Genomic DNA, 19,183 nt, shown 5'->3' on the forward strand with positions numbered 1-19,183 from the left:
CGGCAACGTTTTCGCGGAGCTGGAGAGTTTCCGTCATGGCCGTCACATCTCCCGTTCTACACTGCCGACCCAATACATCCTATTTCGGACACGCCGCCGGTCGTCCCGACTCGGGGGTGATCGCCTGACGGACGGGATGCCTAGGGGGTTTCGCCCCGTTCTCCGCAATTCAGCACCGCTCCAGCTTACGTTGTACAACACCGAACGACACGTCAGGGTGCGACGCGTTCCTGCCCCATGGAACGCAGTTCTCCCAACCGCCCCCGGCTCCACAGGGGTTGAGGCCGAAGGCCCCTGGCGCCGCTGAGCGGCGGCAGGGGTCCACCGGCACCGAGCGCGGGACCGGGCTACTTGCCGGTCTCCTTCTCGTACGCCTTGATGACCTCGTCGGTCGGACCGTCCATCAACAGCTCGCCCTTCTCCAGCCACAGAACGCGGTCGCAGGTGTCCCTGATCGACTTGTTGCTGTGACTGACCAGGAAGACCGTGCCTGCCTCCTTGCGCAGCTCACGGATGCGCTGCTCCGAACGGATCTGGAAGCGGCGGTCGCCCGTGGCCAGCGCCTCGTCGATCATCAGCACATCGTGGTTCTTCGCGGCCGCGATGGAGAACCGGAGCCTGGCCGCCATGCCGGAGGAGTACGTGCGCATGGGGAGGGTGATGAAATCGCCCTTCTCGTTGATCCCCGAGAAGTCGACGATTCCCTGGTAGCGCTCGCGGATCTCCTCGCGCGACATACCCATGGCCAGGCCGCCGAGTATGACGTTGCGCTCTCCGGTCAGATCGTTCATCAGAGCGGCATTGACGCCGAGCAGTGAGGGCTGGCCATCGGTGTAGACCTTGCCGCTCTCGGTCGGCAGCAGGCCGGCGATGGCCCGCAGCAGGGTGGACTTGCCGGAACCGTTGGTACCGATCAGACCGATCGCCTCACCGCGATAAGCGGTGAAGGAGACGCCGCGCACGGCGTGCACCTTGCGCACGCCCCGGGACTCGCCCTTGTTCCGGCGGACCATCCGGCTGAGCGCGGCCGTGGCACTGCCCTTGCCGCCGCGGCCCGCGTTGACGCGGTAGACGATGTGGACGTTGTCCGCGATGACCGTGGGGACGCGTGCGGCGGCGTTCACGTCCGGCCGGTCGTTCTTGTTCTCAGCCACGGCCGTAGCGCTCCTCAGCCTTCCAGAAGTACACAAAGCCCGCACAGCCGATCAGGGCCGCCCACCCCAGGCCCGCCGCCCAGACGTGCGAGGGCAGGTTCGAGGACCCGTATCCGTCGATCAGGGCGAACCGGACGAGGTCCATGTAGATGGCCGCCGGGTTGTACATCAGGACGTCGGCGATCCAGGCCGGCCGGTCGGCGAGCATGATCGGGATGGAGAACATGACACCCGAGGCGTACATCCAGGTACGCATGACGAACGGCATCAGCTGGGCCAGGTCAGGCGTCTTCGACCCCAGCCGCGCCATGATCAGCGCGAGCCCCGTGTTGAACACGAACTGCAGCGCGAGGGCGGGTAGGACCAGGAACCAGGACCACGTGGGGAAGCTGCCGAACGCGACCACGATGACCACCAGCACGATCATGGAGAACAGCAGCTGCTGGAGCTGCTGGAGCGCGAAGGAGACCGGCAGCGAGGCACGCGGGAAGTGCAGTGCGCGCACAAGGCCCAGATTGCCCGCGATCGCCCGGACACCGGCCATGACGGAGCTCTGGGTGAAGGTGAAGACGAACACACCCGTCACCAGGAAGGGGACGTAGATGCTCGTCGGCATGCCCCGGTTCGCCTTCAGGATCAGCCCGAAGATCAGGAAGTAGACCAGGGCGTTCAGCAGCGGGGTCGCCACCTGCCAGAGCTGCCCGAGCTTGGCCTGGCTGTACTGGGCGGTCAGCTTTGCCTGGGAGAAGGCCAGGATGAAGTGGCGCCTGCCCCAGAGCTGCCGGACGTACTCGAACAGGCCCGGGCGGGCACCGCTCACCGACAGGCCGTACTTGGCGGCGAGCTGTGCCGGAGACAGGCCGTCGTCGGGCGATGGCGTGGGGCTCATCGCGATGGCACCGTCATGGGTTGTGTCACTCACAAGTTGAAACTTTCGTGTCCAAGATGCGCGGCATTTCGGGAGCGCCCCCGATGCTCTCAGAACCGAGCTTGTCAGATGACAGGAGGTCGGCCCAGCCGGGTGAGCCGCCACACAGTACGCCACTTCATGGGCCGGCGCGGTCCGCAGGGCGTGCGCAGGCCTTCGCGGAAGCCTGCGAACCACGCCTTGAGCGCGGGCAGCGACGGGCGCCGCACCAGGGTGAGCAGCATCCACACGCCGAGGTAGACGGGGACCAGCGGCGCCGGCAGGTTGCGCCGGGCGACCCAGACGCGGTTGCGGGCCACCATCCGGTGGTACACCGCGTGCCGGGACGGCGGCAGCGTCGGGTGGAACAGCACCATGTCCGCGCGGTAGTCGATCGCCCAGCCGGCATCCAGTGCACGCCAGGCGAGGTCGGTCTCCTCGTGCGCGTAGAAGAACTCGTCGGGAAGGCCGCCGACCTCGGCGATGACCTTGGTCCGCACCGCGTTCGCGCCGCCCAGGAAGGTGGTCACGCGAGAGGAGCGCATCGGGTCGGAGGCGCGCAGCCGCGGGACGTGGCGGCGCTGGGTGAGCCCGGTCTCCGGATCGGCGATGCGGAAGCTGACGATGCCCAGCTCCGGGTCGGCCTCGAAGGCCTCGCGGACCAGCTGCGCCGTGTCGGAGTTCGGCAGCAGTCCGTCGTCGTCGAGGAACAGCAGGGCGTCGACGTCGGAACCGGACGGGCCGAAGGCCTCGATGCCGACGTTGCGGCCGCCGGGGATGCCCAGGTTCTCGGGCAGCGTCACGGTGCGCACGCCCTCGGGCAGACCCCTGACCTCGGCGCCGTTTCCGACGACGACGACCTCGATCCGGTCTCCGTCCTGCCGGGCGACCGACTCGAGCAGGGCACGCAGCTCGTCGGGCCGGGTGCCCATCGTGATGATGACCGCGCCCAGCTTCATCGGCTTCACCGGTGCCTTCATGAGCGGCGTCACTTCAGCCTGCTCGACGCGAGGACGGAGATCAGGTGCAGCACCGTCTGCAGCAGCGCGATACCGGCCAGCACGGCGACACCCAGGCGGGTGAAGAAGAGATCGCCCCGAGCCTGGTCGAGGGCGGCCAGCACGAGGATGAGCAGAGATGCCTCGATGCCGAGGACCAGCCGGTGGAACTTGAGCGCGGCGGCGGCCCGGCGGGCGAGCGCCATACCGGACGAGCGCGGCTCGGCCGCTGCTTCCTTGACCGGCTCCATCCCGGCCTGGTGCCGGGCGACGCCGACCAGGTCGGTCTCGGCCTTGATCAGGATCGCGCCGAGGGCGGCGAGGGTGCCCAGGAAAGCCCACAACCAGTCGATCCGCCCGCTGCCCCACGGGTCCGCGGCGCGCAGGCCGAAGCCGACCAGGACCGCCGCGTCGCACAGATAGGCGCCGACCCGGTCCAGGTACACGCCGGAAAGGGAGTACTGCTTCTTCCAGCGGGCGACCTCGCCGTCCACGCAGTCGAGCAGCAGGTAGAGCTGAACCATCACCACGGCGAGGACGGCACCCCATATGCCCGGTACCAGCAGCGCCGGGGCGGCCAGCACACCCGCGAGGGTCATCAGGTAGGTCAGCTGGTTCGGCGTGACCTTGGTGCCGACCAGGACGCGGGTGATGCGCAGGGAGATCTCGCGCATGTACAGGCGGCCGCCCCAGTGCTCACCGCTACGCCGGTCCTTGACACCGGCCGGGTGCACGACCGGGCGGAGTTCAGCTACGGATGGTCTTGGCATAGTCGGCGTACGCGTCCCTGATCTGGTCGTTGGTGAGGTCGAGGTGCTCGAGGACGGTGAAACGCCCCGGGCGGGTCTGCGGTGCGTACTCCACGGCCCGGACGAACTCGTCCGGGGAGAACCCGATCTCCTCGGGCAGCACCGGCAGTCCGTGTCTGCGCAGCACCTCGGCGAAGAGGGCCGAGTCCTCGTGAGCTCCGCGCAGATGCATCGCGAACGCGGCACCGAGGCCGACCTGCTCGCCGTGGCTCGCGGCACGCTTGGGGTAGAGCAGGTCGAAGGCGTGGCTGATCTCGTGGCAGGCGCCGGAGGAGGGCCGGGAGTCGCCGCTGATCGACATGGCGATGCCGGAGAGCACGAGTGCCTCGGCGAGCACGGTGAGGAACTCGTCGTCACCGATGCCGCCGGGGTGGCGCAGTACGGACTGGCCCGCGGTGCGGGCCATGGCCGCGGCGAGGCCGTCGACCGGCTCGCCCTTGACGCGGTGGGCGAGCTCCCAGTCCGCGATCGCCGAGATGTTGGAGATCGCGTCGCCGATGCCGGAGCGGACGAAACGGACGGGGGCGTCACGGACCACGTCGAGGTCGATGACCATGGCGATGGGCGAGGGGACACCGTAGGAGCCGCGGCCGTTGTCGTTGTCCAGGATGGAGATCGGCGAGCACAGTCCGTCGTGCGCGAGGTTCGTCGCGACGGCGGCCATCGGGAGGCCGACGCGGGCCGCGGCGTACTTCGCCACATCGATGATCTTGCCGCCGCCGAGGCCGACGACCGCGTCGTACCGGCTTCCCTTGATGTCGTCGGCGAGTTTGACCGCCGAGTCGATCGTGCCGTCGCCGACCTCGTACCAGTCCGCGCCCGGCAGCATCGGGGAGAGCCGCTCGCGCAGCGCCTTCCCCGAGCCGCCGCTGACCGCGAACGCCAGCTTGCCGGAGGCGGAGATCCTCTGGTCGGCCAGGACGCCGGCCAGGTTGTCAAGCGCCCCGCAGCTGATGTCGACGACGACCGGGGACGGGATGAGCCGGGTCAGTACTGGCACGCGATCTCACGGCCCTTCGCGAGGTCGTCGTGGTTGTCGATCTCGACCCACTTGACGTCGCCGATGGGGGCGACGTCGATACGGAAGCCGCGGTTCACCAGCTCCTGGTAGCCGTCCTCGTAGTAGAGGTCGGGGTCCCGCTCGAAGGTGGCCTTCAGCGCGTCGGCGAGGGCGGCCGCGGCCTCGGGCTCGATGAGGGTGACGCCGATGTACTCGCCGGTGGCGGTGGCCGGGTCCATCAGCTTGGTGATGCGCGACACGCCCTTGTCGCCATCGGTGATGACCTTCATCTCCTCGTCGGCGAGGTGCTTCACCGTGTCGAGGGCGAGGATGATCTTCCGGCCGTCTCCGCGGGCGTCCAGCAGGGTGCGCTCGACGGACACGGGGTGCACGGTGTCGCCGTTGGCGAGGATCACACCCTCCTTGAGGACGTCACGCGCGCACCACAGGGAGTAGGCGTTGTTCCACTCCTCGGCCTTGTCGTTGTCGATGAGGGTGAGCTTCAGCCCGTACCTCGACTCGAGGGCGGCCTTGCGCTCGTACACGGCCTCCTTGCGGTAGCCGACGACGATGGCCACCTCGGTGAGCCCGATCTCGGCGAAGTTGCCGAGCGTCAGGTCCAGGACCGTGCTGGAACCGTCTCCCGCGGGATCCACGGGCACGAGGGCCTTCGGAAGCGTGTCGGTGTAGGGGCGCAGACGGCGTCCGGCTCCGGCTGCCAGTACGAGGCCGATCATGCGGGTTCTCCTTCGTCATGTACGGCGGGTGCCTGCGAGGACACCCAGAAGCGGGTGCTCTCGACGAGCACCACGAGAGCCACGGCCACGGCCAGGGCCGCCAGCGCGATGGTGAAATCTGTGCTGTCGGTCAGGAAGGCCAGCAGTGCGACTGCCAGGACCCGCCCCTCGTGCCCGCCGATGGCGCGCACCAGCCGGCGCGGCGGCGCGCCCGTGCCACCGCGAATGCGGTACACCGTGTCGTAGTGATGGTAGGCGACGGCGGCCACCAGCCCGAAAGCTGCCGGAAGTGCCCCGTTCACCTCCGCGTGGGCCGCGAGGGCGAGGATCGTGCAGTATTCGGCGGCCCGCAGCACCGGGGGGACGAGCCAGTCGAGGGCGCCCTTGAGGGGCCTGGCGACGGCGATGCCGGAAGTGATGATGTACACAAGAGCCGCGAGGACGGGCCAGACGGTGCCGAAGCCGGTGAAGGCCGCGGTCGCCACCAGGGCGGCACCGCCGGCCACGGCCGACGCGAGGGGTATCAGGCCCGGCAGCCCTCTCACGCGTGACGCGGCGGCGTGGGCGACCGTCTCGGCGAGCAGGCCGGAGTCGGCGAGGTCCGCGAGCGCCTGCGCGGCACGGTCCGTGCGGTGCGCCTTGCGGGTGAGCGAGCGCAGAACACGGCCCGCGGTGGTGTAGCAGGCGGCCAGCGAGCAGCCGACGAGGAGCGCGTAGAAGACGATCCGGGGGCTGGTCACGGCGGTGAGCACGGCGATCATGGCCCAGCGTTCGCCGATCGGCAGCACTATCATCCGGCGCACCCACACCGTCCAGCCGACGCTGTCCAGCTTGCTGGACAGGGCAGCGGTCGGACTCGTGTTCGCGGTCGCGTCGTGGTTCGCCTCGTTGAAGGAGAAGTCGACGATGTGCCGGCAGGTCTGCAGGATCATCGCCGCGAGGGCGAGCGCCCATACGTCGTCGCCGTTGCGGGCGGCCCCGAGGGCGAGGCCCGCATAGAACGCGTACTCCTTGGCGCGGTCGAACGTGGCGTCCAGCCAGGCGCCCATCGTCGAGTACTGCAGGGAGTAGCGGGCGAGCTGCCCGTCGGTGCAGTCAAGGACGAAGGAGAAGAGCAGCAGCAGGCCTGCTGCGATGTAGCCGCCGCGGGTCCCTGTCGCGGCGCAGCCGGCCGCGATCAGCGCCGTGAGCAGCGAGGCGGTGGTGACCTGGTTCGGGGTCAGTCCGCGCCGGGCGCACCAGCGGGCGATGTAACGCGAGTACGGGCTGATGCAGAACGTGGTGAAGAAGCCGTCGCGGGCCTTGACCGCCGAGCGCAGCCGTACGGCCTCCTCGTCCACGGCCTCGACCTCGGCACGAGCCTGGTGGCGTTCCTGCGCGTCGGTGGGTACGGCAGCGACCAGCCGGCCCAGCTCGGGCCGGTGCACCACGGTGCCCTCTGTGACCAGCGCCTCGGCCACGGTGTCCACGAGACCGTCGGCACCAGCAGGAGCGGCGCCGGCCGGCACATGGGCGCAGACCGTGCGCACGGCATCGGTCAGGGCCTGGCGGGCCTGCGGCTGGACGGTCAGCGCGCCGGTGACGGCGGCGGCGTCGAAACGGGGATCGGTCAGCCCGAGACGGAGGGCGTGGACATGCCCAACGAAGCGGGGGTCCACGACGGCGACCCGGTCGCCTGCGGGTACGGCGGCGATCAGGGCGGCGGTGTCCTCGGCGCCGGAGGCGACGCGTACGTCAAACCCAAGCGACCGCAGATCGCCCTCGAGCGACGATCCGGGCACGGGCGGACCGGTGAGGATGGCGGTCGACAGACGAACTCACTCCTTGGAGCTGACGGTGCAAGAGCACGGCGGCTCGGCCCGGTCCCCGGGCGGCGGCACGTCGGCAGAGGCTATCGGATGAATGGAAGCAGGAGTTCACCAGCCGTTTACGCCCTGGCGGCCCGCCGGAATCATCATCCTCGATCACCACCCCGCCCTCCAAACCGCGGACCTCGGGAAGGCCGGTCGGCGCGTAGGTCCTTGCCCCGTCCGCCAGGGCCTTTCTTCCTGATCAGGCCGGATCGGGCCGGATCAGCGAGCAGGGTCCGGTGCGGGGGCACCACCCGCGCCGAGGGCTGTGGGAGAGCCAGGACACAGGAGCCCGGCAAGATCCGGAAGGAAGGCCCTAGGGTGGCCGACATGACTTGGCTGATCACAGGCGGAGCGGGATACATCGGCGCACATGTGGCGCACGCCATGGCGGCGGCCGGGGAGCGGGTCGTCGTGCTCGACGACATCTCCACCGGGATTCCCGAGCGGCTGCCGGACTCGATCCCACTGGTACGCGGATCGGTGCTCGACGCGCGGACGGTCGCGCGCACCCTCGCCGAGCACGAGGTCACAGGTGTCGTACATCTCGCGGCGAAGAAGCAGGTCGGGGAGTCAGTGGAGCGGCCGCTGACGTACTACCGGGAGAATGTGCACGGTCTGACCGTCCTGCTGGACGCGGTGGTCGAGGCCGGTGTCCAGCGGTTCCTGTTCTCCTCGTCGGCCGCCGTGTACGGGGTGCCCGAACTGGATCTCATCCCGGAGAGCGCGCCGTGCGAGCCGATCAACCCGTACGGGGAGACCAAGCTCGCCGGGGAGTGGCTGGTGCGGTCGACAGGCCGCGCGCACGGACTGCCGACCGCCTGCCTGCGCTACTTCAACGTGGCGGGCGCGGCCACCCCCGAGCTGTCCGACACGGGGGTGTTCAACATCATCCCCATGTTCTTCGACCGGATCACCCGCGGCGAGGCGCCCAGGATCTTCGGCGCCGACTATCCGACGCCGGACGGCACCTGCATCCGGGACTACATCCATGTGTCGGATCTGGCCGACGCCCATCTCGCCGTCGCCCGCCGGCTCACCGAGCCGGACGCCACCGGCGACCTGACGGTGAACATCGGCCGCGGGGTGGGTGTCTCGGTGCGGGAGCTCGCCGATCTGGTGGGCGAGGTGACCGGCCACCGCCTCGATCCGGTGGTCGAGCCGCGGAGGGCCGGCGACGCCGCCCGCGCGGTCGCCTCGGTCGAACTGATCTCCAAGGAGCTGGGCTGGACGGCCTCGCACGATGTGCGCGACATGGTCGCGTCGGCCTGGGAGGGCTGGCTGCTCCGGCACCCCGACGCCGCCGCGTGATCTTCCCGACGCTCTGACCTGCGATCATTTCCGCAGGTCAGAGCACATGACAACGGTGTTCAGTCCCGTGTTGCCCCATACCCCCCACCCGTAGTTCACTGCACGTGCCGGGAGACCACGTCCGACGATTGCGGGAGGCAGCTTCATGGGGGCTGGGCACGACCACGGGCACGCGCACGGCGGCCCGCCGCCGACCGGTACAGCGGCCGCGGCCTACAAGGGACGGCTGCGGATCGCGCTCGCCATCACGCTCGGCGTGATGGTGCTGGAGGTCGTCGGCGGTGTGCTGGCCGATTCGCTCGCTCTGATCGCCGACGCCGCGCACATGGCGACGGACGCGGTCGGACTCGCGATGGCACTGCTCGCGATTCACTTCGCGGGCCGGCCTGCCACGGCGAACCGCACGTTCGGGTACGCGCGTGCCGAGATCCTCGCGGCACTCGCCAACTGTCTGCTCCTGCTCGTCGTGGGCGGCTATCTGCTCTTCGAGGCGGTCGACCGGTTCATCAACCCGGCCGACACCCGCGGCGGTCTCACGGTCGTCTTCGCCCTGGTCGGCCTGGTGGCCAACATGGTCTCGCTGTCGTTGCTGGTGCGGGGGCAGAAGGAAAGCCTCAATGTGCGCGGCGCCTATCTGGAGGTGCTCGCGGACACGCTCGGCTCGCTGACGGTGCTGGTGTCCGCCGCGATCATCATCGCGACCGGCTGGCAGGCGGCGGACCCGATCGCCTCCTTGGTCATCGGCCTGATGATCGTGCCGCGTACCTGGAAGCTGCTGCGCGAGACGCTGAACGTCCTGCTGGAGGCGGCGCCCAAGGGCGTCGACATGGCCGAGGTCCGCGAACACATACTGGCACTGCCCGGTGTGGAGGACGTGCACGATCTGCATGCCTGGACGATCACTTCGGGGATGCCGGTGCTTTCCGCACATGTGGTGGTGACCCAGGACGTGCTGGACGCGGTGGGGCACGAGAAGCTGCTGCACGATCTGCAGGGCTGCCTCGGTCATCACTTCGACGTCGAGCACTGCACGTTCCAGCTGGAGCCCGTCGGGCACGCGGAGCACGAGGCAAAGCTCTGCCACTGAGGTGATGCGGCTGTTAGGGTCTGCGCCGGGAACACGTCGGGACCGTTCGGGTCCCGTCCCCCTGAGAGGAGCTGAGGTTGATGACCGCCGCGGTGAGGTCCCCCTACGCCTGCGGCGTGGTGGTGCCCCCTGCCTCGCGCAGCACCCGGTCCTCCCTCTGCCTCCGGGCTCCCCACCGGCCCTGATCCGATCGCGTCCTCACTGATCCGATCTCGCCCGTCGGCCGGAGCCCTCTCACACTCAAGGGTTTCACGTTGTCCGACAACACTCTCCACGACGCTTTCTTCACCCTGCACCAGGGTCTGCCGCGCCAGGGCCCCGGCTCCGATGCCACCTCGCGCCGGCTGCTCGACCTGGCCGGCCCGGTGCCCGTCCGTCCGCGTGTCCTGGATCTGGGCTGCGGTCCCGGCCGGTCCGCGCTGCTGCTGGCCGCCGAGGCCGCTGCGCGGGTGACCGCGGTCGATCTGCACGAACCCTTCCTCGACGAGCTGCGGCAGGCCGCCGACGCCCGTGGGCTCGGCGATGCCGTCCGCACGGTCCGCGCCGACATGGGCGAGCTCCCTTTCCCCGACAGCTCGTTCGACCTCGTCTGGGCCGAGAGCTCCGTCTACAGCATCGGCTTCGACACCGCTCTGCGGCAGTGGCAACGGCTGCTGGGGCCCGGTGGTGCTCTGGTCCTGACCGAGTGCGAGTGGACGGCCGAGCATCCCTCGGCCGACGCACGCGCCTTCTGGGACCTGCACTATCCGCTGCGTACGACGGCCGAGAACTGCGCCGCCGCGGTCGCCGCGGGCTGCACGGTGCGCGGCGTGTACCGGCAGCCGGAGAGCGACTGGCAGGAGTACTACCTTCCGCTGGGCGAGCGGGCCGCCGCCGCTGATCCGGCGGCCCCCGGCATGGACCAGGCGCTCGCCGCCACCCGGGCGGAGATCGCCATGCGCGAGGAGCACGGGTCGGAGTACGGCTACACCGGCTACGTGCTGCGCCCGGCCGATGTGCACTGGCGTACCCGGCCCGAGAGGGCGGCCGACATCCCGGCGGTGCGCGAGCTCAACGCCGCGGCCTTCCCGACAGCCGAGGAGGCGGCCCTGGTGGACGCGCTGCGCCTGGACGGCGAGGCCTGGCTGCCCGGCCTCTCTTACGTGGCCGAGGCTGCGGACGGCACAGTGGCGGCGCACGCCCTGCTCACGCGGTGCCGGGTGGGTGACTCACCCGCGCTCGCGCTCGGCCCGGTCGCGACGGCGCCCGACCACCAGCGCCGGGGTGCGGGCCAGGCCGTCGTGCGTGCGGTGCTGGACGCGGCCAGGGCCCGCGGTGAGCGGCTGGCTGTCGTGCTGGGGCATCCGGAGTACTACCCGCGATTCGGTTTCGAGCGGGCCTCACGGTACGGAATCCGGCCAACTTTCGACGTACCCGACGAGGCGCTGATGGCCCTGGTACTCGACGGATCGCGGGACGTGCCAGGGGGAACCATCCGCTGTCCGGCCGCCTTCGGGGTCTGACGTGTATGTCCGCCCCGTCGGCGACGTCGCTCGACGGGGCGGACATGCCGAGTCGCCGAAGTGCGGACAAGCTGCTTCTGTACGGCAGACTGGACAGGCCTGTCAGGGCCGAGGACCGATGCGAAGGATGGGTATGCCGATCACTCCAGCCGTCACGGCGAACAGCTCGTCGAACGGCACGTCACAAGCGATCCTGCTCGAGCTGGTCGACGCACAGGGCAACACCATCGGCACCGCGGAGAAGCTCGCCGCGCATCAGGCGCCCGGTCAGCTGCACCGCGCCTTCTCGGTGTTCCTCTTCGACGAGCACGGGCGGCTCCTGCTGCAGCGCCGGGCGCCCGGCAAGTACCACTCCCCCGGAGTGTGGTCGAACACCTGCTGCGGTCACCCGTACCCGGGCGAGGCGCCGTTCGCGGCCGCCGCCCGGCGTACGTACGAGGAGCTGGGAATCTCGCCCTCGCTCCTCGCGGAGGCCGGCACCGTCCGCTACAACCATCCGGATCCCGAGTCGGGCCTGGTCGAGCAGGAGTTCAACCACCTCTTCGTCGGAATGGTGCAGGCGCCGCTGCGGCCGGATCCCGCAGAGATCGGCGAAACGGCCTTCGTGACGCCGAAGGAGCTCGCGGAGCGCCATGAGCAGGCCGTGTTCTCGGCGTGGTTCATGACGGTGCTGGACGCGGCACGGCCCGCGATCAAGGAGCTGACGGGTCCGTCCGTGGGCTGGTGAGCCCCGCCCCCGGTGCGGCGGCGGCGCGGCGGTCAGACCGGCGCCGCGCCGCTGGTGTGCACCGGAGCGAGCGGCAGCTCGGCCCAGATGATCTTGCCGCCGCTCGCGGTGTGCTCGACGTCGCAGCTGCCGCCGGACTCGCGGGTGATCTCGCGGACGAGAAGCAGGCCCCGCCCGCCCGTCTGGGCGTAGTCGGTCTCGAGCGCCTTGGGCCGGTAGGGGTGGTTGTCCGCCACGGACACCCGCACCCAGTGCGCGCCGATGGCCACCTCGACGGCGACCTCGGGCGAGAGCAGGGCCGCATGCTTCACGGCGTTGGTGACCAGCTCGGAGACGATCACCAGCAACCCCTGGACGAGATCGTCATGCATCGGTACCCGCTGCCGGCCGATCAGATCTCGTACGGCGTGGCGGGCCTGCGGAACGGAGACGTCGACCGCCGGGGCGGTGAAACGCCAGACGCCCTCGTACGACAGCGGCCTGGCCGGCACGCTCCCGCGGCTCTCCATAGTCCGGCACCCACCCTCGGCTCGTCGGCCACTGGCCCGTGCCACTGACCTTCGAGTAACAAGTGTTGGCAGTCGGTTGGTCCGTACCGAACCGCCGATCAGAATTCAGCGCCTATCGACGCTTTCCGATCGGACGCGTATGACAGCGTCAGTAGTGCAGCTGACTTTGATCTGCTTCTGTCCGCTTTGCCGTATCGATCGTTTTTTCCGCTCGCAGAGACTCCCCTGGTGCCTCCTCGCCGTACCCCTCCTTGATCGTTGGTCCGGCCCTGACGGATAGCATCCGGCGCATGGAGCCCTCCGCGCCGACCACGCCTTCCGAGCCGCAGCTGACGCACACCGTCGAGAACGGTGTCGCCACAGTGGTGATCAGCAATCCCGCCAAGCGCAACGCGATGACCGCCGGCATGTGGTCGTCACTGCCCGGGCTGCTCGACGAGTTGGCCGCCGATCCCTCGGTGCGGGTGCTGGTGCTGACCGGTTCGGGCGACACGTTCTGCGCGGGCGCCGACATCTCCTCGCTGCGTGGCCCCGGCGTGGACCCGCAGGCGCTGGCGGTGGGCGCAGAGGAGGCGCTGGCCGCGTTCCCGAAGCCGACGCTGGCCGTCGTACGCGGCTACTGCGTCGGCGGCGGAAGCCAGCTCGCCGCCGCCTGCGACCTGCGGTTCGCGGCCCAGGACGCGCTGTTCGGCGTGACGCCGGCGAAGCTCGGCATCGTCTATCCGGCGGCCTCCACCCGGCGGCTGGCCGCGCTGGTGGGGCCGGCCACCGCCAAGTATCTGCTCTTCTCGGGTGAGTTGATCGATGCGGAGCGGGCGCTGCGCACCGGGCTGGTGGACGAGGTGCTGCCGGCCCCGGAGCTCGGCAAGCGGGCCGCGGAGTTCACCCGGATCCTCACCACGCGATCGCAGCTCACCCAGTGCGCGGCAAAGGAGTTCGCGGCGGGGCGCACCGACCGGGACGCGTACTGGACGGAACAGGCGCGCGGCAGCGGCGACACCGCGGAGGGGGTCGCCGCCTTCCTGGAACGGCGTACGCCGCGCTTCGAGTGGTCCGTGGGATCTCGCGGAGAGCGGTCCGTGTGAGGCCGCGTCCGGTCAGCTCGTGACCCTTCCCGCCTGCGTACGCCACTTGGAGACGATCTCGGCGGGCGCCTTGTCCGGGGAGCCGGCGTCGTACGGCGGCTGCGGGTCGTACTCGGTCAGCAGCTGAACCGTCTGGGCGACCTCGTCGCCGCCGATGCGGCCGAGCAGGTGCAGCGCCATGTCGATCCCGGACGAGACCCCCGCGGCCGTGACGTACTTGCCGTCGAAGACGACACGCTCCCCCGTCGGTTCCGCGCCCAGCGGCACGAGGTCGTCCAGGGCCAGCCAGTGCGAGGTGGCGCGGCGGCCCTTGAGCAGCCCGGCACCGCCGAGCACCAGCGACCCCGTGCACACGGAGGTGGTCCAGGTGCTGGCGGCATCGGCCGCTCGGAGCCAGTCGAGCAAGGTTTCGTCGTGCATCGCCTGGCGTGCGCCGGGGCCGCCGGGGACCAGGACGATGTCCGGGGCCTGCACCTCGGCGATGGTGCGCTCGGCGACGAGGCTGAGGCTGCCCTGGTCGTTGGGTACCGGGCCGGTCCGATCGGCGACGAAGACCGTCTCGGCGCCGGGCAGCCGGGCCAGCAGCTCGTAGGGTCCGACGGCGTCGAGCGAGGTGAAGCGGTCGTAGAGCAGGATCGCGATCTGCATGGTTCCTCTTTCGATCGATGTCACCGGGATCGGTGTCGGTGGGACCTCGGTGGGATCGGTGTCGGTGGGACCTCGGTGGGACCGGTGTCGGTGGGACCGGTGTCGGTGGGACCGGTGTCAGTTGACGGGTGCGCGGAATCGGCGGCGGTACTCGGCGGGCGCGGCGCCGAGGACTTTGACGAAGGCGCGGCGCATCGCCTCGGGTGTGCCGTAACCGGAGGCGCGTGAGACCTCTTCGACGCCGTGGCCGGTCTCCTCCAGCAGACGCCGGGCGTGCTGGAGCCGCACGCGTTCGACGTAGCGCCCCGGTGTCATGCCGGTCTCCGCCTGGAAGGCACGGGCGAAGTGGCGCGGCGAGAGCCGGGCGCGCTGCGCGAGCGCGTCGACCGAGAGATCGCCGGCGGGGTGCTCGGTGATCCAGTGCTGCACCTCGCGCAGCGGTTCGCGCTGTGCGGTCTGGGCCGCCAGCTGCGCGCTGAACTGTGCCTGGTTGCCCGGGCGGCGCAGAAAGACGACGAGATGGCGGGCGACGGTGAGGGCCGTGTCGCGGCCGAGGTCCTCCTCGACCAGGGCGAGGGCAAGGTCGATTCCCGCGGTGACTCCGGCGGATGTGGCGATCTTCCCGTCGCGTACGAAGATCGGGTCCGCGTCGACCTCGACGGCGGGGTGCGCCCGGGCCAGATGGTCGCAGTACGCCCAGTGGGTGGTGGCACGGCGGCCGTCGAGCAGCCCGGCAGCGGCGAGCAGCGCGGCTCCGGTGCACACGGACACGATCCGTTCGACGTCGTCGGCGTGCTCGCGCAGCCAGTCGACGAGCCGAGGGTCCGGGGTCCTGGTGCCGCGACCACCCGGGACGAGCAGGGTGTGGGGCACCTCGGCGTCGGCCAGCGAGCAGTCGGGCACGAGGGTGAGTCCGCTGTGCGTACGGACGGGCGACCCGTCGGGTGATGCGGTACGGATCGGGTAGGCGCCGGGATCGCCGACGGCCTGGCCCGCTCCCGCGAACACCTCCACGGGGCCGGTCACGTCCAGGCTCTGCACGCCGTCGAAGAGGACGACGAGCAGGGGGCGTCGCTGTGTCATGCCCTCCATGCTTGACGCTGCCGGTCATGGCCGCAATGTCGAGAACCCCACCTTTCCTGCCATCACGCACTCCGGGTTCCGAACGTACCAACCAGTCGGTAACCTGCATCCATGACCTCTCTGCCACCGCGCGCGGGACGCCGCTGCCACAACGTCATCAACCCGATGCACTCGACGGTCTACTTCTCCCCGGACCTGGCCGCGGAGCTCGGCCGCCTGGGGATCGAGGACGTGAGCGCCGGGTACTTCGTGACCCGCGCGGCCGCGATGGGCGCCGTCGGGCCCGGTGCGGTGGCCGCGACCTTCTACAACTTCAATCCCGAGCTGATCGCCCGGCATCTGCCGGCGGTCTGGGCCACTGCCGCGCCCGAAGCCGTGCTTGAGGCGCGGCTCCGGGCCGTCGACACCACGCTGCGCAGGCTGCTGGGTGAGGAGATCCTCGCCTCCAAGGAGCTCGCCGAGGCGGCGCAGCTCGCGCTGCGCGCCACCGAGGCCTGCACGCCGCACGCCCGGCCGCTGTATGCCGCGCACGCCGATCTGGCGGTGCCCGACGAGCCGCATCTCGCCTACTGGCACGCCGCGACCCTGCTGCGGGAACACCGCGGCGACGGTCACCTCGCCGCCCTGCTGTCCGCCGGGCTCGACCCGCTGGAGGCGCTGGTGAGCCACACCGCGACCGGCAAGGGCATGTCCCCGCGCTGGATCCTCGCCAGCCGCGGCTGGCGGCGCACCGACTGGGAAGCCGCCCAGGGACGGCTGCGCGAGCGCGGACTGCTGGACGACGCGGACGCTCTGACGGAGGCCGGCACCCGGCTGCGGGCGGAGGTGGAGGAGCACACGGACCGGATCGACCTCGCACCGTACGAACACCTGGGCGCGGAGGGCGTGGAGCGGCTGACCGAGCTGGGGCGCAGCCTGCTGATGTCTGCGGCGGCCGCGGGCGCGTTCCCCAAGGAGGCCACGGGCTGAGCCAGGCCCGCCGGTCCCGGCGAGGCCGTCGTCGCCACGCCGGACGGCACCCGTCGGCCGAAGAGCCGCTGCAACGGGACGACTGACGCGGCGCCGGGGGCTCCGGCCCCGGTCGGTCGGCCAGGGCTCGGACGGCGGGGACGTGCCGGGGATCGCGCCCCGGCCGCGGCGGGACGCGGCTCTCTTCCAGCCGGTTCCTTCCCGAGGGTCTCTTCCCGCCGGGCGCGCCGACCGGCCGCCGGGACGGGCCGGACCACCCCTGGCGCACCCGTACCCTCCCGGCGCGGCCGCACCGGGCGACCCGCGCACCCGTGAGGCCACGCGACACGGCACCCGGCCACCCGGCACAATGCACTCTCAAGCACAGCCAGCACGAGAAGGCGAGTCGGGGAACCGTGACGACGTCCATCGAAGGCAGGATCGCCGAGGAGCTCGGCGTACGCGAGCGGCAGGTGAAAGCGGCCGTCGAGCTGCTGGACGGCGGGTCGACCGTGCCGTTCATCGCCCGCTACCGCAAGGAAGCGACCGAGATGCTCGACGACGCGCAGCTGCGCACGCTCGAGGAGCGGCTGCGCTATCTGCGGGAGCTGGAGGAGCGGCGGACCGCGATCCTCGAGTCCGTGCGCGAGCAGGGCAAGCTGACCGACGAGCTGGAGGCCCGGATCCGGGCCGCCGACACCAAGGCGCGCCTCGAGGACATCTATCTGCCCTTCAAGCCCAAGCGGCGTACCAAGGCGCAGACCGCCCGCGAGGCAGGGCTCGAACCGCTGGCCGAGGGGCTGCTCGGCGATCCGTCGGTGGAGCCGCTCGCCGCGGCGGCGGCGTTCGTCGACGCCGACAAGGGCGTCGCCGACGCGGCGGCCGCCCTGGACGGTGCGCGGGCGATCCTTACGGAGCGTTTCTCCGAGGATGCCGACCTCATCGGCGAGCTGCGTGAGCGGATGTGGACGCGGGGCCGTCTCGCGGCGAAGGTGCGGGACGGCAAGGAGGAGGCGGGCGCGAAGTTCGCCGACTACTTCGACTTCGCCGAGGGCTTCACCGAGCTGCCCTCGCACCGGATTCTCGCGATGTTCCGGGGCGAGAAGGAAGAGGTTCTCGACCTGGTGCTCGAGCCGGAGGAGCCGGTGGACGGGCCTTCGTCGTACGAGGGCCTCGTCGCGGTGCGCTTCGGCGTCTCCCAGCAGGGCCGACCGGGCGACAAATGGCTCGGCGACACGGTCCGCTGGGCCTGGCGGACCCGGATCCTCGTCCACCTCGGCATCGACCTGCGGCTGCGGCTGCGCACAGCCGCGGAGGACGAGGCGGTACGGGTCTTCGCGGCGAACCTGCGCGACCTGCTGCTGGCCGCGCCGGCCGGCACGCGGGCGACGCTCGGCCTCGACCCCGGCTTCCGTACCGGTGTGAAGGTGGCCGTCGTGGACGCGACCGGCAAGGTCGTCGCCACGGACACCATCTATCCGCACGTCCCGGCGAACAAGTGGGACGAGTCGCTGGCGAAGTTGGCGCGGCTCGCCAAGGAGCACTCCGTCGAACTGGTCGCCATCGGTAACGGCACGGCGTCCCGCGAGACGGACAAGCTCGCCGGTGAACTCATCGAGAAGCACCCGGAGCTGGGCCTCACCAGGGTGATGGTCTCGGAGGCCGGTGCCTCGGTGTACTCCGCCTCCGCTTTCGCCTCGCAGGAGCTGCCCGGTCTCGATGTGTCGCTGCGCGGCGCCGTCTCGATCGCGCGCCGGCTTCAGGACCCGCTGGCCGAGCTGGTCAAGATCGACCCGAAGTCGATCGGCGTCGGCCAGTACCAGCACGACCTGTCCGAGGTGAAACTGTCGCGCTCGCTCGACGCGGTGGTCGAGGACTGTGTGAACGGTGTCGGCGTCGACGTCAACACCGCGTCCGCGCCGCTGCTTTCGCGGGTCTCGGGCATCGGCACCGGTCTTGCCGAGAACATCGTCGCGCACCGGGATTCCAACGGTCCCTTCCGTTCCCGCAAGGCGCTGAAGGACGTGGCGCGGCTCGGGCCCAAGGCGTACGAGCAGTGCGCGGGCTTCCTGCGGATCCGCGGCGGGGAGGACCCGCTGGACGCCTCGAGCGTGCACCCGGAGTCGTATCCGGTGGTGCGGCGCATGGTGAAGTCGACGGGCGGCGAGGTGGCGTCCCTGATCGGGAACACGTCGGTGCTGCGGTCGCTGAGGCCGACGGAGTTCGTGGACGAGACGTTCGGTCTGCCGACGGTGACGGACATCCTGCGGGAGCTGGAGAAGCCGGGCCGCGACCCCCGGCCCGCCTTCAAGACCGCGACCTTCAAGGAGGGCGTGGAGAAGATCGGCGACCTGGTCTCCGGAATGGTGCTGGAGGGTGTCGTCACCAATGTCGCCGCCTTCGGCGCCTTCGTGGACGTCGGTGTCCACCAGGACGGACTCGTGCACGTGTCGGCGATGTCGAAGACCTTCGTCAAGGACCCGCGTGACGTGGTCAAATCGGGCGACGTGGTCAAGGTCAAGGTGCTGGACGTCGACATCCCGCGCAAGAGGATCTCGCTGACGCTGCGGCTGGACGACGAGGCGTCGGCGCAGACGGCGGAGCCGGGCGCGCCCAGGCGGGAGCGCGGCGGCCGCCCGCCGCAGCAGCGCCAGGGCGGCGGCGCCCGCGACCGGCGCGGCGGTGCGGGCGGCGGCCGTCAGGCGCAGGCCCCCGCGCCGGCCAACAGCGCGATGGCGGACGCCCTGCGCAGGGCCGGTCTCGTGGACCCGAAGAACGGCGGAGGCAGGCGGGGCTGAGCAAGTCGTGCGGGCCGGCCGGGGCTTCCC

General features: G+C 70.6%; 17 protein-coding genes. 7 read left to right on the forward strand and 10 right to left on the reverse strand.

The window, feature by feature from the left end; translation table 11 throughout:
- Positions 1 to 347: 347 nt before the first annotated feature.
- From OHS70_RS03415 to OHS70_RS03445, 7 genes are all read right to left on the reverse strand, one after another.
- A complete protein-coding gene (locus tag OHS70_RS03415; RefSeq protein ID WP_328393489.1) occupies positions 348 to 1,154 on the reverse strand; it encodes an ABC transporter ATP-binding protein in 807 nt (268 codons plus the stop codon).
- Positions 1,147 to 2,076 (reverse strand): ABC transporter permease, encoded by a 930-nt coding sequence (locus OHS70_RS03420; protein ID WP_328393491.1) that lies wholly within the window; start codon positions 2,074 to 2,076, stop codon positions 1,147 to 1,149. The genes OHS70_RS03415 and OHS70_RS03420 overlap by 8 nt, the downstream gene beginning before the upstream one ends.
- A gap of 71 nt (positions 2,077 to 2,147) precedes the next feature.
- Complete coding sequence (locus tag OHS70_RS03425; protein ID WP_328405381.1) at positions 2,148 to 3,020, reverse strand: glycosyltransferase family 2 protein; 873 nt, start codon at positions 3,018 to 3,020, stop codon at positions 2,148 to 2,150.
- Between the two features lie 29 nt (positions 3,021 to 3,049).
- Positions 3,050 to 3,829: a CDP-alcohol phosphatidyltransferase family protein gene (locus OHS70_RS03430; protein WP_328393493.1), complete on the reverse strand. Its 780-nt coding sequence runs from the start codon at positions 3,827 to 3,829 to the stop codon at positions 3,050 to 3,052.
- A complete protein-coding gene (locus OHS70_RS03435) occupies positions 3,807 to 4,868 on the reverse strand; it encodes an iron-containing alcohol dehydrogenase family protein (RefSeq protein WP_328393495.1) in 1,062 nt (353 codons plus the stop codon). The genes OHS70_RS03430 and OHS70_RS03435 overlap by 23 nt, the downstream gene beginning before the upstream one ends.
- Positions 4,856 to 5,605, reverse strand: coding sequence for a phosphocholine cytidylyltransferase family protein (locus OHS70_RS03440; RefSeq protein ID WP_328393497.1), 750 nt, complete (start codon positions 5,603 to 5,605; stop codon positions 4,856 to 4,858). Before OHS70_RS03440 ends, OHS70_RS03435 begins: the two co-directional genes overlap by 13 nt.
- Entirely contained in the window at positions 5,602 to 7,416 is a 1,815-nt protein-coding gene (locus OHS70_RS03445; RefSeq protein WP_328405383.1) for a DUF5941 domain-containing protein, read from the reverse strand. Before OHS70_RS03445 ends, OHS70_RS03440 begins: the two co-directional genes overlap by 4 nt.
- Before the next feature lie 369 nt (positions 7,417 to 7,785).
- On the opposite strand from OHS70_RS03445, the gene galE reads away from it, so the two are divergent.
- The 4 genes from galE to idi all read left to right on the forward strand — a co-directional run bounded on the left by galE (position 7,786) and on the right by idi (position 12,082).
- On the forward strand, positions 7,786 to 8,766 hold the full coding sequence (gene galE, locus OHS70_RS03450; RefSeq protein ID WP_328393499.1) for a UDP-glucose 4-epimerase GalE: 981 nt from the start codon (positions 7,786 to 7,788) through the stop codon (positions 8,764 to 8,766).
- Between the two features lie 145 nt (positions 8,767 to 8,911).
- A complete protein-coding gene (locus OHS70_RS03455) occupies positions 8,912 to 9,853 on the forward strand; it encodes a cation diffusion facilitator family transporter (protein WP_328393501.1) in 942 nt (313 codons plus the stop codon).
- A gap of 254 nt (positions 9,854 to 10,107) precedes the next feature.
- Entirely contained in the window at positions 10,108 to 11,355 is a 1,248-nt protein-coding gene (locus OHS70_RS03460) for a bifunctional class I SAM-dependent methyltransferase/N-acetyltransferase (protein ID WP_328393503.1), read from the forward strand.
- 133 nt (positions 11,356 to 11,488) lie between these two features.
- Entirely contained in the window at positions 11,489 to 12,082 is a 594-nt protein-coding gene (gene idi / locus OHS70_RS03465; protein WP_328393505.1) for an isopentenyl-diphosphate Delta-isomerase, read from the forward strand.
- A gap of 32 nt (positions 12,083 to 12,114) precedes the next feature.
- On the opposite strand, the gene OHS70_RS03470 is transcribed toward idi, so the two are convergent.
- On the reverse strand, positions 12,115 to 12,591 hold the full coding sequence (locus OHS70_RS03470; RefSeq protein ID WP_328393506.1) for an ATP-binding protein: 477 nt from the start codon (positions 12,589 to 12,591) through the stop codon (positions 12,115 to 12,117).
- 290 nt (positions 12,592 to 12,881) lie between these two features.
- Here OHS70_RS03470 and OHS70_RS03475 point away from each other — a divergent pair, with 290 nt between their 5' ends.
- Positions 12,882 to 13,676 carry an enoyl-CoA hydratase/isomerase family protein gene (locus OHS70_RS03475; protein ID WP_328393508.1) on the forward strand — a complete coding sequence of 265 codons (795 nt, stop codon included), beginning with the start codon at positions 12,882 to 12,884 and terminating at the stop codon, positions 13,674 to 13,676.
- A 12-nt stretch (positions 13,677 to 13,688) separates the two neighbouring features.
- Here OHS70_RS03475 and OHS70_RS03480 read toward each other — a convergent pair whose 3' ends face one another.
- Together OHS70_RS03480 and OHS70_RS03485 are read right to left on the reverse strand one after the other, a co-directional pair.
- Complete coding sequence (locus OHS70_RS03480) at positions 13,689 to 14,324, reverse strand: DJ-1/PfpI family protein (RefSeq protein ID WP_328393510.1); 636 nt, start codon at positions 14,322 to 14,324, stop codon at positions 13,689 to 13,691.
- A 117-nt stretch (positions 14,325 to 14,441) separates the two neighbouring features.
- Complete coding sequence (locus tag OHS70_RS03485; RefSeq protein WP_328393512.1) at positions 14,442 to 15,407, reverse strand: GlxA family transcriptional regulator; 966 nt, start codon at positions 15,405 to 15,407, stop codon at positions 14,442 to 14,444.
- 111 nt (positions 15,408 to 15,518) lie between these two features.
- On the opposite strand from OHS70_RS03485, the gene OHS70_RS03490 reads away from it, so the two are divergent.
- Positions 15,519 to 16,376, forward strand: a complete 858-nt coding sequence (locus OHS70_RS03490; protein WP_328393514.1) for an SCO6745 family protein — start codon at positions 15,519 to 15,521, stop codon at positions 16,374 to 16,376.
- Between the two features lie 395 nt (positions 16,377 to 16,771).
- Complete coding sequence (locus OHS70_RS03495; RefSeq protein WP_328393516.1) at positions 16,772 to 19,153, forward strand: Tex family protein; 2,382 nt, start codon at positions 16,772 to 16,774, stop codon at positions 19,151 to 19,153.
- Positions 19,154 to 19,183: the final 30 nt, after the last annotated feature.

The sequence above is a fragment of the Streptomyces sp. NBC_00390 genome (genome assembly GCF_036057275.1).
In the GTDB taxonomy this organism is placed as follows: domain Bacteria; phylum Actinomycetota; class Actinomycetes; order Streptomycetales; family Streptomycetaceae; genus Streptomyces.